This is a genomic window from Paenibacillus sp. FSL L8-0644, assembly GCF_038008165.1.
Classification (GTDB): Bacteria; Bacillota; Bacilli; order Paenibacillales; family Paenibacillaceae; genus Paenibacillus; species Paenibacillus polymyxa_D.
Genome location: NZ_JBBOYN010000001.1, coordinates 5,212,641 through 5,227,176, shown reverse-complemented (window position 1 = coordinate 5,227,176; position 14,536 = coordinate 5,212,641). Strand labels below are relative to the sequence as shown.

At 46.5% G+C, this 14,536-nt stretch carries 13 protein-coding genes; 9 read left to right on the top strand and 4 right to left on the bottom strand.

What is annotated here, in order from left to right; all coding sequences use genetic code 11:
• Positions 1 to 10: 10 nt before the first annotated feature.
• The 4 genes from NSS94_RS23685 (at position 11) to NSS94_RS23670 (ending at position 3,932) form a co-directional block, all read left to right on the top strand.
• Entirely contained in the window at positions 11 to 778 is a 768-nt protein-coding gene (locus tag NSS94_RS23685) for an ABC transporter permease (RefSeq protein ID WP_318627710.1), read from the top strand.
• 214 nt (positions 779 to 992) lie between these two features.
• Complete coding sequence (locus tag NSS94_RS23680; protein ID WP_029518674.1) at positions 993 to 2,225, top strand: ABC transporter substrate-binding protein; 1,233 nt, start codon at positions 993 to 995, stop codon at positions 2,223 to 2,225.
• A 16-nt stretch (positions 2,226 to 2,241) separates the two neighbouring features.
• Positions 2,242 to 3,108, top strand: a complete 867-nt coding sequence (locus NSS94_RS23675) for a carbohydrate ABC transporter permease (RefSeq protein WP_341040256.1) — start codon at positions 2,242 to 2,244, stop codon at positions 3,106 to 3,108.
• Complete coding sequence (locus NSS94_RS23670; protein ID WP_029518673.1) at positions 3,108 to 3,932, top strand: carbohydrate ABC transporter permease; 825 nt, start codon at positions 3,108 to 3,110, stop codon at positions 3,930 to 3,932. The genes NSS94_RS23675 and NSS94_RS23670 overlap by 1 nt, the downstream gene beginning before the upstream one ends.
• 108 nt (positions 3,933 to 4,040) lie before the next feature.
• Here NSS94_RS23670 and NSS94_RS23665 read toward each other — a convergent pair whose 3' ends face one another.
• The 3 genes from NSS94_RS23665 to NSS94_RS23655 form a co-directional block, all read right to left on the bottom strand.
• Positions 4,041 to 5,726, bottom strand: a complete 1,686-nt coding sequence (locus tag NSS94_RS23665; protein WP_341040254.1) for a DUF4179 domain-containing protein — start codon at positions 5,724 to 5,726, stop codon at positions 4,041 to 4,043.
• Entirely contained in the window at positions 5,686 to 6,246 is a 561-nt protein-coding gene (locus NSS94_RS23660) for an RNA polymerase sigma factor (RefSeq protein ID WP_029518671.1), read from the bottom strand. The genes NSS94_RS23665 and NSS94_RS23660 overlap by 41 nt, the downstream gene beginning before the upstream one ends.
• 257 nt (positions 6,247 to 6,503) lie before the next feature.
• Positions 6,504 to 7,511 (bottom strand): acrylyl-CoA reductase family protein, encoded by a 1,008-nt coding sequence (locus NSS94_RS23655; protein WP_165145886.1) that lies wholly within the window; start codon positions 7,509 to 7,511, stop codon positions 6,504 to 6,506.
• A 358-nt stretch (positions 7,512 to 7,869) separates the two neighbouring features.
• On the opposite strand from NSS94_RS23655, the gene NSS94_RS23650 reads away from it, so the two are divergent.
• Positions 7,870 to 9,279, top strand: coding sequence for an MATE family efflux transporter (locus NSS94_RS23650; RefSeq protein WP_307351082.1), 1,410 nt, complete (start codon positions 7,870 to 7,872; stop codon positions 9,277 to 9,279).
• A 256-nt stretch (positions 9,280 to 9,535) separates the two neighbouring features.
• Positions 9,536 to 10,549, top strand: a complete 1,014-nt coding sequence (locus tag NSS94_RS23645) for a LacI family DNA-binding transcriptional regulator (protein ID WP_029518668.1) — start codon at positions 9,536 to 9,538, stop codon at positions 10,547 to 10,549.
• 181 nt (positions 10,550 to 10,730) lie between these two features.
• Here NSS94_RS23645 and NSS94_RS23640 read toward each other — a convergent pair whose 3' ends face one another.
• A complete protein-coding gene (locus NSS94_RS23640; RefSeq protein ID WP_039271772.1) occupies positions 10,731 to 11,687 on the bottom strand; it encodes a sugar kinase in 957 nt (318 codons plus the stop codon).
• Between the two features lie 340 nt (positions 11,688 to 12,027).
• Here NSS94_RS23640 and kduI point away from each other — a divergent pair, with 340 nt between their 5' ends.
• From kduI to kduD, 3 genes are all read left to right on the top strand, one after another.
• Positions 12,028 to 12,858 (top strand): 5-dehydro-4-deoxy-D-glucuronate isomerase, encoded by an 831-nt coding sequence (gene kduI / locus NSS94_RS23635; RefSeq protein ID WP_341040253.1) that lies wholly within the window; start codon positions 12,028 to 12,030, stop codon positions 12,856 to 12,858.
• 78 nt (positions 12,859 to 12,936) lie between these two features.
• Positions 12,937 to 13,581, top strand: coding sequence for a bifunctional 2-keto-4-hydroxyglutarate aldolase/2-keto-3-deoxy-6-phosphogluconate aldolase (locus NSS94_RS23630; protein ID WP_029518665.1), 645 nt, complete (start codon positions 12,937 to 12,939; stop codon positions 13,579 to 13,581).
• A 49-nt stretch (positions 13,582 to 13,630) separates the two neighbouring features.
• Positions 13,631 to 14,407 (top strand): 2-dehydro-3-deoxy-D-gluconate 5-dehydrogenase KduD, encoded by a 777-nt coding sequence (gene kduD / locus NSS94_RS23625; RefSeq protein WP_029518664.1) that lies wholly within the window; start codon positions 13,631 to 13,633, stop codon positions 14,405 to 14,407.
• The last annotated feature ends 129 nt before the right edge of the window (positions 14,408 to 14,536 follow it).

The following is a 14,536-nucleotide window of genomic DNA, read 5'->3' as shown; positions in this document are numbered from 1 at the left end:
GGATTTCCTCATGCTAGCAATCTGGCAAAGTGAAATGGAACGGATTTGGAATCGCAAATCCACTCTTTTATTATATATAGCCTATATATTCCTCGTGGTTGCAATTATATGGAGCCATAAAGTAACGGGTACGAAGGTCTTACGTTTTGGTGAAGGAACTGTGGTCGTAAATAATCTGAACCTGCCGTGGCTGATGATGAGTGAGGTTGCTTTATTTCTAATTACAGCAATCCTGCCCATTCTGTACGTGGATCAGTTAAGCGGCGATCTCTATTCTGGAGCGTATAGGCTATATATGCTACGACCGTATCGACGTTTTCAGTTTTGGCTTGCCAAGTTGCTCGCACTATCGGCCTCAACGGTCATTTTTATGGGGACAAGTTTGCTTATAGGTGTATTCGCTGGATGGCTGTTTTTCCCGCACAGCTCTACTTTTTTTAAATATGGTTCATCTATTGCCTCTTCCCCCTCAGACGCCGTACTCTACATACTTTCGTTTTATTTGGTATTAATGCTGGTTTGCTTGGTAAAGCTCATGTTGAGTAGCGCTGTATGTTTATTTATGTCACGGCCGCTATTTGCTTATATAGTGATTCTTATCCTATCCGTATTTCTCTTCGACTTGTTTAGGCCACTCATTATGTTAATGGACCCATTTCAGCAAATAATGCTTGCTTTAAGAGTAGAGGGTTCCTTTAATTTTTGGATGTGTGCAGGAGGGTTGATTCTGATAAGTATCATGATTAGTTTTACACGATGGCAAAAAAAGATTATTTAGAAATAAGACTATGTAACCTGAACATCATAAAAGTAAAAGAAAGATCCAATCGACCGCTTGAGGTCAATTGGATCTTTTTTTAACATTCAGTCCCCCAGAGCCGATTTTATTATTGTAATGCTTGAAATCCGTTGTATCGTTTCTTTTCCATAAGGGACGGGTATTAATTGTTTAGTCCTGCATAGATTGACATAGGAGAAAAGGAGGTATGAGCATGTGGAGTTGGGCCAAAAAGCTGTCTACACTGGCGGCGATCCTTTTGTTGGCTGTTTTTGTGAGCGCATGCAACAAGGGCGATGATTCAGGTAAGGTGAAAATTGAATTCTTTCAAAACAAGCCGGAGGCCAAGGGTTCATTCGATAAGCTAATCTCTCAATTCAATCAGGAACATCCCGGTATTGAAGTGACACAGGTCAATCCGCCAGAGGCAGAGACCGTGTTATTGACACGGGTTGTCAAAAACGATGTACCTGACATTGTGGGGCTTGGGGCCACCGATACCTACTCCATTTTGGCACAAAGCGGTATTTTTACGGATCTGGCGAATACAGAATTGCCACGTACGATTGATCCGATTTACCTCAAGATGCTTAAGGATGTGACCGGGGTCGATCCCGTGTATGGAATTCCTTATGCTGCGAATGCGAATGGTGTGATGTATAACAAAACGCTTTTTAAAGAAATGGGATTACAGGTGCCCAAAACATGGGATGAGCTGATTGCAACAGCGCAAAAGATCAAGGCTGCTGGCAAAATTCCTTTCTATTTTACATATAAAGATGATTGGCAAACGAACCTCCCCTTTAATGCGTTGGGTCCGAATCTGGTGGGCATTGATTTTTTCCTGCAACGGCGTGAGAATCAGGTCACCTTTCAGGGCAAGTACCGCGAGATTGCGGAAAAGCAGCTGGAGCTACTGAAATACGGACATAGTGATAATTTTGGCAAAAACTATGCTGACGGTAATCGTGCTTTCGCTAACGGGCAGGGACTGATGTACATTCAGGGCTCGTGGGCTATATCTGAAATTCGCAAAGCTAACCCGAAAGTGGAACTCGGATTTTTCCCGTTACCCACAGGGAATGACGCAAAGGCGGTCAAGCTGGTGTCTGGTATAGATACGCTATTGGCCGTTTCGGAAGGCACGCCGCATAAAAAGGAGGCGGAGGAGTTCCTTGCCTTCTTATTAAAACCGGAGAACAGCAAGCAATACATTACGGAACAAACGTTGTTTTCAGCGGTGAAGGGAGTCACGCAGGATGATCCGAGTGTGGCAGAGCTGCTGCCGTATTTTAAATCAGGCCGTGTCATTGATTTTGCCGATCATTATATTCCCAAAGCGGTCCAATTGAATTCTATTGTGCAGGCTTTCCTACAAAACGGAGACATCGATGCCTATCTAGCCAAGCTCGACCGGGAGTGGAATAAGGTAGCTAACCGCCGATAAGAGAGGAGGAGGAGACATGAATAAGCGACTAACGACTTTTTACTGGATGACGGTGCCGGCGGTGCTATTGTTTTTTGTATTTTTGACCCTGCCTGCTTTGCAGGGATTTTATTATTCACTCACGAACTGGAACGGCTTTGGTCATCAGTACCACTTTGTCGGGTTTAAGAACTATATTAATTTGTTTCAAGACGACAATGTGGGCAATGCTTACTGGTTTACTTTCAAATTTGCGATTGTGGTTACCATTGCGATTAATATTCTCAGCTTGCTGATTGCCATGGGGCTGAACGCTAAAATACGTTTCCGTAATTTCTTTCGCGGGATTTATTTCTTACCTAATATTTTGAGCGTGTTGATCGTAGGTTACATATTCAATTACCTGTTCTCAAACGTGTTTACGATTTGGGGGCAAAATTTAGGTATTACTTCATTGTCGACGAACATTTTGGGCAGCGAACAACTGGCTTGGGTGGGGGTTGTCGTCGTAGCTGTATGGCAGGGGATTGCCTTTAATACGATTCTCTATCTGGCTGGGCTGCAAACCATTCCGACAAGTCTGTATGAGGCGTCCAATTTGGACGGTGCGGGTAAATGGCGCGAATTCTGGAGCATTACCTTTCCATTAATTGCCCCGTTTTTTACGATCAATATGGTATTGGCGATGAAAAATTCCTTGATGGTGTTCGATCAGATCGTGGCTTTGACGAATGGTGGGCCGGGACGGGCCACGCAGTCGATATCCCACCTGATATACACCGGGGGCTTTAGAGGTGGAGAATTCGCTTATCAGTCGGCTAACTCTGTTATTTACTTTATTGTGATTGCGATCATTTCCATCTTACAGCTTCGATTCCTCCAGAGAAGGGAGATGGATAACTGATGAAAACTAGTAGACGTACGAACTGGCCTGTGCTGCTTCTGGTAGCATTGGGGACAATATTCATTCTGTTTCCCCTCTATATGACGGTGACGATAGCCCTTAAAAATCCCGAGCAGATGGCACATTCTGCCTTTGCCTTTCCGACCGAACTGCATTGGGAAAATTTTAGTCGTGCAGTGGAAATGACCAATTTCTTCAGCGCTTTTCGGAACAGTGTGATGGTCACGACATCGACGGTTATACTCACTTTGCTAACCAATTCGATGGTTGCTTATGCCATTGCTCGTAATATGCAGCGGCGTTTCTTCAAGGGGTTATATTTTTATTTTGTGAGTGCCATGTTCATTCCGTTCCCCATCATCATGTTGCCGATTGTAAAACTGGCCTCGGGCCTTCATATGACTAATCTGTTGGGTCTCATTATGCTGCATACGGTGTATGGTTTGGCGTTTAATGTCTTCGTGTATGTCGGTTATATTCGCTCCATACCGGTGGCATTGGAAGAGGCAGCTACGGTAGATGGTGCGACGACATGGGGGACATTTTGGCGCATTATATTCCCGCTGATGGCGCCGATTAGTGCTACGGTGGGGATTCTCACTTGTCTGTCCACCTATAACGACTTCCTGCTGCCGCTCATTATTATTAGCGATGCGGAGCAGTATACGCTACCGCTCGTCCAGTATGTATTTCAGGGGCAGTTCAATACCGACTTTAATTTGGCCTTTGCCTCATATCTGATGGCCTTGCTGCCGATGATTATCGTCTATCTGATTGCACAAAAATGGATTATCAATGGCGTTACGCAAGGTTCTGTGAAGTAGGGTAGGAGTCAATCGTTCCAGGCAGACTGTGCCTTACTAGGAAAATAAAGAGGGGCTCCCTATACCACGGTTCACACAGGTATAGAGGGCCCTCTTTTTATAGCATTGCTATTTAGATGCTTCACTGTTGCTTGTCATGGGCTGCAAGGGTACGGTTGTCTCTGCTTCCGGGTCGTCCGTTGTATAGTAGAACATATAGATAGAAGCTTCCTTCCCTTTGAAGTTCTTGTAGACATCCACTGCCTTGTTATTGCCGTCTCCGGCAAAATTGGCTGTGATCGGCTTGCCAATGATCCGTTCTTTACCCAGGCCAATATGCGTCTGGTTAATCCCTCCAAACCGAGCATCTTCGCTCTCTGTTTCCACAAACAAATCTGCCCCTTGTTTGTAGTAAGTCCACTTCACAGGATAGCCACCGATTTGCGTGGTTAGCGTCTGCTTCTGGTCCGAAATATCAGTTAAACGCTGGGGCGTTTTGTCATCCGAATGGATCGTGACTTTATATTTGCCTGTAAAAGTAATAGGAGTGTCCTTGGTAATCACAAGATGGGACGGTCGTTCAAAACGGATCGTATTCAGATCGTGCTCCTGATCAGGTGAAGACCAACGGCTACCCTCTAACGTTGTGCCGTTCACAGAAAGAAAGTACTTTTGATAAGGTAACATGGCGAATTTCTTTTCGCTTCTGATCGTGACACGGATTTGTGTAGGTGTGACAATCATTTGTTCTAATGTAAAATTCGGATTGCCGTTCTCCAACGGGGTATTCAGCACACTTTTAATCGTCCCGCTTTCCATTTTCTTCTTGCTTAGCTGTAGATCAAAGTTTATGGGTTCATGTATACTTTTCTCAGTTTGCGCATATTGCAGTTTGAAAGCAGTCTGTCCTTCTGGTATATCTGCTTTAGAAAAATACTGCTGTGCTGTATACTCCCCGTTATCTCCGGGTTTGCCAAAAGTCCCCCCAGGCTGCGACATCACAGGCTTGTTGCCTTTGTAAGCAACGATTTGTGGATTGTCCCATTTCTTGGGTATGGAGGAATCGAAGGTGATTGCCGAGGACAGCATCAGCTTATCCTTCCCTTGTTGAAATACCTGTACCTTCATATCTTGTAAGCCGTTACGATCCAGCTTGAATGTCTGCATCTGAGGCGATGTGACATCGAGCGGCAATTCCAGTTCCTGAACGCTGGTGAGCTCTATATGATCTACGGTCAGCCGCATGTTCTCTGTTTCTTGCTGCGGTGTCCAGTCACTTTCAAAGTATCCGTTGTACCGTTGATTTTTCGGGTCCCATTGCTGAAAGTTATATTCCCCTGCACTGCTTTCCCCCGCAGCACCTTTTAGCGATACACCTTTGACATTCCAAAACTCGTTGTCTGCCCGTTTTCCGACCTCCAAGCTGTACAGAATCACGGTCCGGTTCTCATCGACAATAGCGGTATGCAGCGTCAGCTTCACTCCGTCTCTGGTTACGGATTGCTCCAAGGGCTGTCCAAGGTCTTGATTTAGTGCCGTCTGAATGCCGCTTCTTCCGTGCAGCAGATTGCCCCAATTATAATGGATGGCGGCATAGACGGGAACGGCAACGAGAAGCGCACTCAGAGAGGCGGCGATAGCTATTTTGCGCCAATTTCTATGTCGGTGCGGAGTGAATGAATCGAAAGTGTCGGTTAGCGTAGGGGCAGTATGCCCTGTCTGTTCCATCCGGTTCCACATCTCATCGAAGTCAGGATAGGCCATTTCCGAATCATTATTTAACTTGCGCTTCAATGCCTTTTCTACGTTGTTCATAGTTCTCTCCTTCCATCTCGGGAATTTCTACACCTGCATCCCGCAGTATTTGCTCCAATAACTTTAGCCCTTTATGAGTCCTCGATTTGACGGTTCCCAGCGGAATTTCCAGCAGTTTTGATATTTCTGCCAGTGTGAAATCATGCATATAGCGGAGGGTCAGCACAGCGCGGATTTTGGCTGGAAGGCGATTCATATAAACGATCCATTCTTCTGTCGATTCGCGTTCTTCCACCAGCTTGTCTACAGGCTTACCTTCCGCCCCGCTAAATAAATAGGGATTAGCCGATACTTTCAAATGCAGGCTTTTCCGGCGTTTAAGGTAATTCAGACAATGATTGACCGTAATTTTCATAATCCAGGCTTTTAGTTGTTCGATCTGTTCACGATTGCTGCGAAACAGGGTGATAAACACTTCCTGCGTTAAATCCTCTGCATCCGATGCGTTATGTACCATGTAGTAGCAGGTTCGGTATACATCTCGTTGATACAAATCAAACAACTCTCGATTACTCTCCAATGATGTGCTCTCCTTTCTTGTGCAGTTTATCTATATAACAACTGAGGCCCTCATAAGGTTCATTTGGTTGCGAAAAGTAAACCGTCTGATTCGATATATTTTGTTTTTCTTCAAATGTATCACACGAAAAAAGAAGCCTGTAAATCTCAAAAGTTCAGATTTACAAGCTTCTTATGTTTTGCAAAGCTAGACCCTACGGAATGAATATTTCCTCACGCAAAACCAGGTTAACAGATAGATTGCCGATATCTTTCTGCTTAGTCAGCCAGTCGTACAAGCGTTCTTCCTTGCGAGCGGGCTGCAAGGATGTCTTCGAGCGCGCTGGGCAGGTCGGCCAATCCGACTTCGCGCTCAACGAGCTGCTCTAGCTGTTCCGGCTTCCATTCGCTGCCAAGTCGCTTCCAGATCGCTACACGGGTGTCGTATGGGCAGAAGACAGAGTCTATGCCCAGCAGACTTACGCCGCGCAAAATAAACGGCAGCACCGTCGTAGGCAGCTTGGTTCCTGCCGTCAGGCCGCTCACGGCAACGGAGCCGTTGTAGGCGATCTGGCTGAGCAGCGAAGCGAGCGGCTTTCCGCCTACAGGATCAACAGCCGCTTGCCAAAGCTGCTTGCTCAGCGGGCGGATGCTCTCCGCGCCGTCGTAGACCTCCTCGCGAGAAATAACCTCGGCTGCTCCGAGCGCCTTGAGGTAATCATGCGCATCGGCCTTGCCACTGCTGGCTACGACATGATAGCCTCTCTTGTTCAGCAAGGCAATAGCTGCCCCGCCTACGCCGCCCGTCGCTCCGGTGACAAGTACCTTCCCCTGCTCCGGAGTAACGCCGTTTTGCTCCAGCCGATATAACGACAGAGCTGCGGTGAATCCGGCTGTCCCGAAAATCATCGCCTCTCTCGGCGTGAGTCCGTCTGGAAGTGGAACCACCCAGTCCGCAGGCACGCGTGCATATTGGCTGAATCCTCCGAATTGAGACACACCCAGCCCGTATCCGGTAACGAGCACCGCTTGTCCTTCGCTAAAGCGGCTATCCTCCGAAGAGACGACGGTTCCCGAGCAATCTATGCCTGGTACGAACGGATAGGATTTGACGATATTGCCATCCTTGCGGGCAGCAAGCCCATCTTTATAGTTGATGCTGGAATAAGCGACACGAATCAATACTTCTCCAGCAGGTAAACTGCTAGCTTCCAGAGAACGTACCTCTGCTTGAACTTCACCGTCCTGCGTCTGATCGACGACAAGGGCTTGAAATGATTGAGTCATCTGTAAAAGCCTCCTTTATTACCTTTTAACCCTATGAATGTCCTATATATTCCATCTTTAATTCGCGAATTATGCTTAGGAAGCGTACAACAATTTTCACAACTTGTCAGCGGCAATGCTCACAGGCTCGTATTCTATTATACTCTTTAGCTCATAATTGCGTCGAAAAGCCCAGATTTGCCGGTATACTCTTGTAATATCCTGTTTCAATAAAGTTCGATAATCAAATATAAAGAAGGTGATAAATGAATTCTTACGTATTTTTCAAATCAATTTACGTAAACGGGATGTATTTTCAGAATGACTATGCTAACATACCTTTTGATCGTTAAATAAATCTATGAAGAAAGGTGAATGAATGACAACCAGAGCACTAAAAAATGGTTCGGTATTGTCCGAAGCCAAGGAACTGAATTTGTTCCGTTTGACATGGCCTATTTTCCTTGAATTATTCCTGTTTATGTTAATGGGAAGCGTCGATACATTCATGCTCAGCTCTGTATCTGATAATGCAGTGTCGGGTGTGGGCGCGTCCAATCAAATTATTTCAATCGCTATCCTTGTACTGGAGGTTATCGGCAACGGCGCTGCTATCGTCGTAGCTCAATATATCGGTTCTAAGAAACTAGTCGAAGCGGCCCAGGTTACAGGTACGGCCATTACGTTGAATTTGATGGTAGGTCTTTTGCTAAGCGTAATTTTTCTTGTGTTTGGTACGCATATGTTGCAATGGTTGAATGTCCAGGGGGACATTCTTACGTATGCGGAATCCTATATGAGCATCGTCGGGGGGGCTATTTTCCTTCAGGCATTGATTAACGCGCTGGCGGCGACCATTCGTACGCACGGTTTTACCAAAGAAACGATGTATGTATCGGTTTTTATGAACGTGATCCACGTGGTCGGCAACTATGTTTTGATTTTGGGGCATTGGGGAATGCCAGCACTCGGTGTAGAAGGTGCTGCTATTTCCACAGTAGGTAGCCGCTTTATTTGTCTCCTGATCTTCTTCTGGCTGATGTACCGGGTCACTGAGGTTCGTGTCGAGTGGAAATATTACGTCCAATTGTCCAAAAAGTTTATCTCTAAAATATTGCGTATTGGTGTACCATCCGCGCTGGAGTCTATCATGTATCAGTCGTGTCAGCTCATATTCACACTGTATGTGACCTATCTGGGAGCAGAAGCGATGGCGACACGTCAATATGCCAATAATATTTCGAGCTATATTTATTTGTTCAGTATGGCCGTTGGTATGGGAACGGCTATCGTAGTGGGAAGGCTCGTGGGAGCCAGAGAGAAGGATACGGCTTATAAACGTGTATTGAACAGTGTGAAATGGGCGCTACTCGTGACTGTGATTATTGATGCGGTGGTTATCTTTTTCCGTGTACCTTTGCTCGGTTTATTTACAGAGAACCCTGAAATTATCCGCTTAGGAGCGCAAGTCATTTTACTTAGCATTCTGCTAGAAACTGGCCGGACGACGAATATCGTCATTATTAACTCGTTGCGTGCTGCTGGAGATGCCAAGTTCCCGGTTTTTATGGGACTAATCTCTATGGTCTGCATGAGCTTGCCGCTGGGTTATCTGCTGGTGTTCAAGCTGGATATGGGGCTCGCCGGTGTGTGGCTGGCGATTGCTGCTGATGAATGGACTCGTGCTGTCATCATGTATGCCCGCTGGAAAAGCCGGTTATGGGAAAAGCATGCGCTGATCGAGCACGATACACCAGATCAGTCTGCAACGCCTGTTCCAGCACACTGATCCGAGTAGTATTTAGGGCCAACTGGAACCTAGCTTTTCGATAGAGTTGTATACGTGGAGGCAGTTCAAGAGAACATCTTGAACTGCCTCTTTTGCTGCCGGGAGAACCATCCTTTTATACAGTGGCACGATAGGCAATTTTGAAGTTCAACTTATATCATAATGGCTTTCATAAATAGAAGTCTGGTAAATTTACTAAAAAAAAGATATACTTTTGTTGCACTAACGCAGTACATGAAAGACAAGGAGTGTACCGATGAAGAAGCCGACGATTGAAGATGTTGCCCAGAAGGCAGGAGTGTCTAAAAGCACTGTCTCGCAATTTCTGAACAAACGATATAAATATATGAGCGACCAGACAAGGGACCGGATTGCCGAGGTTATTCAAGAGCTGAATTATCAGCCTAACGGGCTGGCCCGCAGCTTGAAGCAGAACCGGACGTTTATGGTGGGAGTCATTGTAGCCAACATTGATTATACGCTGTCGATCCAGTCTATCCGTGCGATTGAGGAGGAATTGCAGCTTTTCGGCATTCAGGTGATCATTTGCAACGCCGATGAAAACCCCGACAAGGAAGGCCAGTATATTGAGATGCTCAAGGCCCGTCAAGTGGACGGCTTAATTATCTTCCCGACAGGAAAGCATGCAGACATTTACAACCAGCTCATTCGTGAAAAGTATCCATTGGTGTTTTTGGACCGCTTGGTGGACGGTGTCAATACACGTAGCCTGCTGCTGGATAACGAAATGGCGATTAAGCTGGCGATTCAGGAACTTGTGGCTCACAAGCATGAGCGAATTGCGCTGATTACCTTGCCCCTTGGCTTGAATCGGATTACTCCACGAGTGGAGCGGCTCAGCGGATACAAGAAGGCGTTGGAAGAGCATGGTATGCCATTTCGAGAAGAATATATGCACAGCGTGCCGAGAGAAGAAATCCAGCAGACGCTGAAGGAGCTTTTCCAACTGCCTGAGCCGCCGACTGCGCTGTTGGCCGGGAATGATATCGTGTTGGCTGAGGTGTTGAAGTATGTGAATGCCCGCCGTATACGCATTCCGGCAGAGCTGTCCATTATCGGAATTGACGATGCGGAGTTTGCCCATATTTACAATCCGCCGATTACGACCATTACGCAACCGATTGCGGATATGGGGAAGCAGGCGGCAAAAACGCTGCTGTCCAGTATTGAGGAAGGCGGCGAATCGGTTCCGATTATTTACCGATTTGTGCCGGATATCAATCGGGGAGAATCCGTCAAAACGCTGTAGACGAGCATCATGTCTTATATTATAAAATAGCCCGTATTCCTTTGTACGACCTGAGTATGCGTATGCTGCTCAGGTCACACAAATGCGAATACGGGCTATTGGAAGTTAAGCCGACTTTGGATGCGGCCTTTGTTGAGCTTGCGCTCATAGCAGTGAAGGTTACGCGGGGGATGATCCCGGACTAATTTGTGCTGGCGCTGAGCAAAAAAGATTCCAGTTCGGCTCGCGTCGGATAGCCATCCATGTCTCCGGCTGACATGACAGCCAGCGCACCAAGTGCATTACCGCGTTTGACTGCCTCTGCCAGGGGCAAGCCTTCCAGTAGCGCGCTGATAACACCTGCGGCAAATCCGTCACCCGCACCGACGGTATCCACGACATGATCTACGCGGAAGCGTTTGACATATCCCTCAGCATCTGCGGATTTGTAATATGCGCCTTCGGTTCCCAGCTTGATGATGACCAGTGAGGTACCACGGTCAAGGTAGAACGAAGCAATATCCTCGGGCGAAGTATAGCCCGTCAATATTTTACCTTCATGAATCCCCGGTAGAAGCCAGTCGCATCCCTCAGATGCTTCGTTAATCGCCTCCACCATCGTTTGTGTGTCAGGCCATAATTTGGGTCTTAGGTTAGGGTCGAAGGATACAGTTTTGCCTGCCTTCTTCATGAATTGCCGCGCATGTCGTGCGAATTCGCGGCATTCAGCGGAGAGGGCAACGGAAATACCTGTAAAATGCAGATGGCGAGCCCCGGCAAAGTAAGCTTCGTTAAAATCAGCGATGCTCAGTGTGGAAGCGGCGGAATGCTTGCGGAAGTATTCCACCTCGGGGTCCCCACTTATAACTTTGGATTTAATCAGCATCCCGGTAGAGTGGTCTTTGGTAAACATGACATTCTGGGTGTCGATTCCTTCCTGACGTAGCGCATCGGCAATGAACTTGCCGAACGTATCCTCGCCGAGTTTGGTTACGAGTCCGGCTCGTAGCCCCAAACGCGACAAACCTGCCGAAACATTCGTCTCTGCCCCGGCCAACGCTTTGGTGAATGAACGCACCTCATCCAGAGAGCCTGCTTCATTGGCGTAAAACATGGCCATCGGTTCTCCGAAGGTAACAGCATCCAATGTTGCGGTCATTTGAATTCCTCCTTGTGTTTAGTAAACTTAATCTGTAAGCGCATGCACCAACTGAATAAATTGAAATTATCACATAAATCGGTTTTTCACAATGATGAAGTTGATATATTTGCTAAAAACTTTTTGGGTAATATAGATAAAAAAATGTGGTTTTGTTTATCAAAAGGTAAAAAACGTGTGAAACTTCGTGTGTATTAAGGGTTTTTCTAGGAAAATCGAAGTTTTAGGTTGACACCCCCTTAGATAATTATTACAATTCTAGCTAAGAAGTAGAGTTAGAAACCGCTTTTATAACAATTCCGTTGATAAAAAAGTTTATCTAAACAGGAGGAATGTTTTTATGGAAATGCGTTATTCAACTCATCCCGAACATGCCAAACATTTTACGACTGAAGAGTTGCGTCAGCACTATCTAATCCAGGAACTGTTTGTACCTGAGGAGGTAAAGCTGGTCTATACGCATGAAGATCGTGTCATTATCGGGGGCATTTATCCCGTGAATAAATCTGTTGCACTGGAAGGTAACGATCAAATCAAAGCGGAAACTTTCCTGGAGCGCCGCGAACTGGGCATTTTTAATGTTGGGGGTAGCGGTACGGTCAAGGTGGACGGTGAAACTTACGAGCTGGCCACAAAAGACTGTCTCTACGTAGGTAAAGGTGGCAAGGAGTTGATCTTTGAAAGCGATTCCAGTGGAAAGCCTGCGAAATTTTATATCGTTTCGGCCCTGGCTCATACCACGTATCCGACGACGAAACAGTCTTTTGCCGATGTACCGTCTGAAAGTCTGGGTTCGCAGGAAACAGCTAACAACCGTACGTTGCGTCGCTTTATCCATGATGGAGGCATTCAAAGTTGCCAATTGGTTATGGGGATGACGACGTTGGAAAACGGCAGTGTGTGGAACTCCATGCCGACACATGTTCATGACCGTCGGATGGAAGTATATTTCTACTTTGAACTGGATGAGAACGCAAGAATGTTCCACCTGATGGGTGAACCGAACGAAACGCGCCATCTGGTAATGAAAAATGATGAAGCCGTTATTTCTCCACCTTGGTCTATCCACTGTGGTGCGGCTACGGGCAGCTATACCTTCATTTGGGGCATGGCCGGTGAAAATAAAACATACAAAGACATGGATCAGGTTGCCATGAGCGAGTTGCGTTAATCCGATTAGTGTATTGGAGCGTAAACCTGCAAGCGGCTGAGGTACATGGTCATCCCATTCGTGGAAAGGATCAGGAACATGACGAAAAAGAAAGTTTTGGAACATATCACTTCGGTAGGTGTCGTCGCAGTCATTCGGGGAAACACAGCGGAGGAAGCGTATCTCATGTCTAAAGCCTGCATTGAAGGCGGCTTGGATAATATTGAGCTTACATTTACGACGCCGGATGCGGATCAGGTCATTCGAAGATTGAAAGACGAATTTAAGGATCGGGCAGTGATTGGTGCAGGAACGGTACTGGAGTCACTGACGGCGAGAATTGCTATTCTGGCCGGAGCAGAGTTTGTCGTGAGTCCTTCTTTTGAAGAAGAAACAGCGAAGCTATGCAATTTGTACGCGATTCCTTATATGCCTGGCTGTATGACGCTGAATGAGATCAAGGAAGCCATGAAATTGGGTAGCGATGTCGTGAAGTTGTTCCCAGGCAGTGCAATGGGGGCGGACTTTGTGAAGGCCGTTAGAGGTCCAATGCCTCATGTACAGATTATGCCAACGGGTGGTGTTGATCTGGATAATATGGAAACCTGGCTGCGTAACGGATGTGTAGCTGTGGGAATTGGGGGTAATTTGACGGCTCCAGCCAAGGAAGGTCGCTACGACTTGATCACAGAAAATGCAGCACGTTATGTAGCTAAATATAAAGAAGTACGCGCAGCGCTGTAGGCTTCAGGAAATATAGGTTTTTATACTAATTTGTGATGGAGGCGTAGACATGGGTCTGGACCATTTTTCATTGGATTTTTTCAGTCTAAAAGGTAAAACGGCGATTGTAACAGGAGGCAACACTGGTTTGGGTCAAGGGTATTCCGTAGCTTTGGCCAAAGCGGGTGCAGACCTGTTCATTGTAGCTAACAATGATGAATATGAAGAAACAAGACGTTTGCTGGAGCCAACGGGTGTGAAGGTTGCCTTTTATCAGGCTGATCTGACAGAGAAAGAATCCATTAAAAAAATTGTAGAAGAATGCGTCAATGAATTCGGTAAAATTGATATCCTTGTAAACAATGCAGGTACGATTCGTCGCGCCCCTCTGCTGGAGTATAAAGACGAGGATTGGGACGCTGTCATGGAGATTAACCTGAATGCCGTATATCATCTGAGCCAGGAAGTGGCAAAGGTGATGGTAGAGCAAAAAAGCGGGAAGATTATCAATGTCGCTTCTATGCTTGCTTTTCAGGGTGGCAAATTTGTTCCGCCGTATACAGCGAGTAAGCATGCGGTAGCTGGTTTGACCAAGGCATTTGCGAACGAGCTGGCAGTTCATAACGTTCAGATTAATGCGATTGCGCCGGGTTATATTGCTACGGCAAATACAGCTCCAATCCGTGCGGATGAAAGTCGCAATCAAGAAATCCTGTCGCGTATTCCTGCGGGTCGTTGGGGCGATCCGTCTGATTTGATGGGAGTTGTGGTTTTCCTCGCCAGTCAGGGTTCCGACTATATGAACGGTCATATCTTGGCGGTGGACGGCGGCTGGCTGGTACGTTAAGCAGCGCTGGTCGCATCGAAGTTTATGAACTGAAAGCTGCCTCAAAAGGAAACTATCCTTTCAGGCAGCTTTTATTTTTTCAATGAAGCTATATGCTGAACCTGATTTGGAGTGCTGTGTCGATCTGTC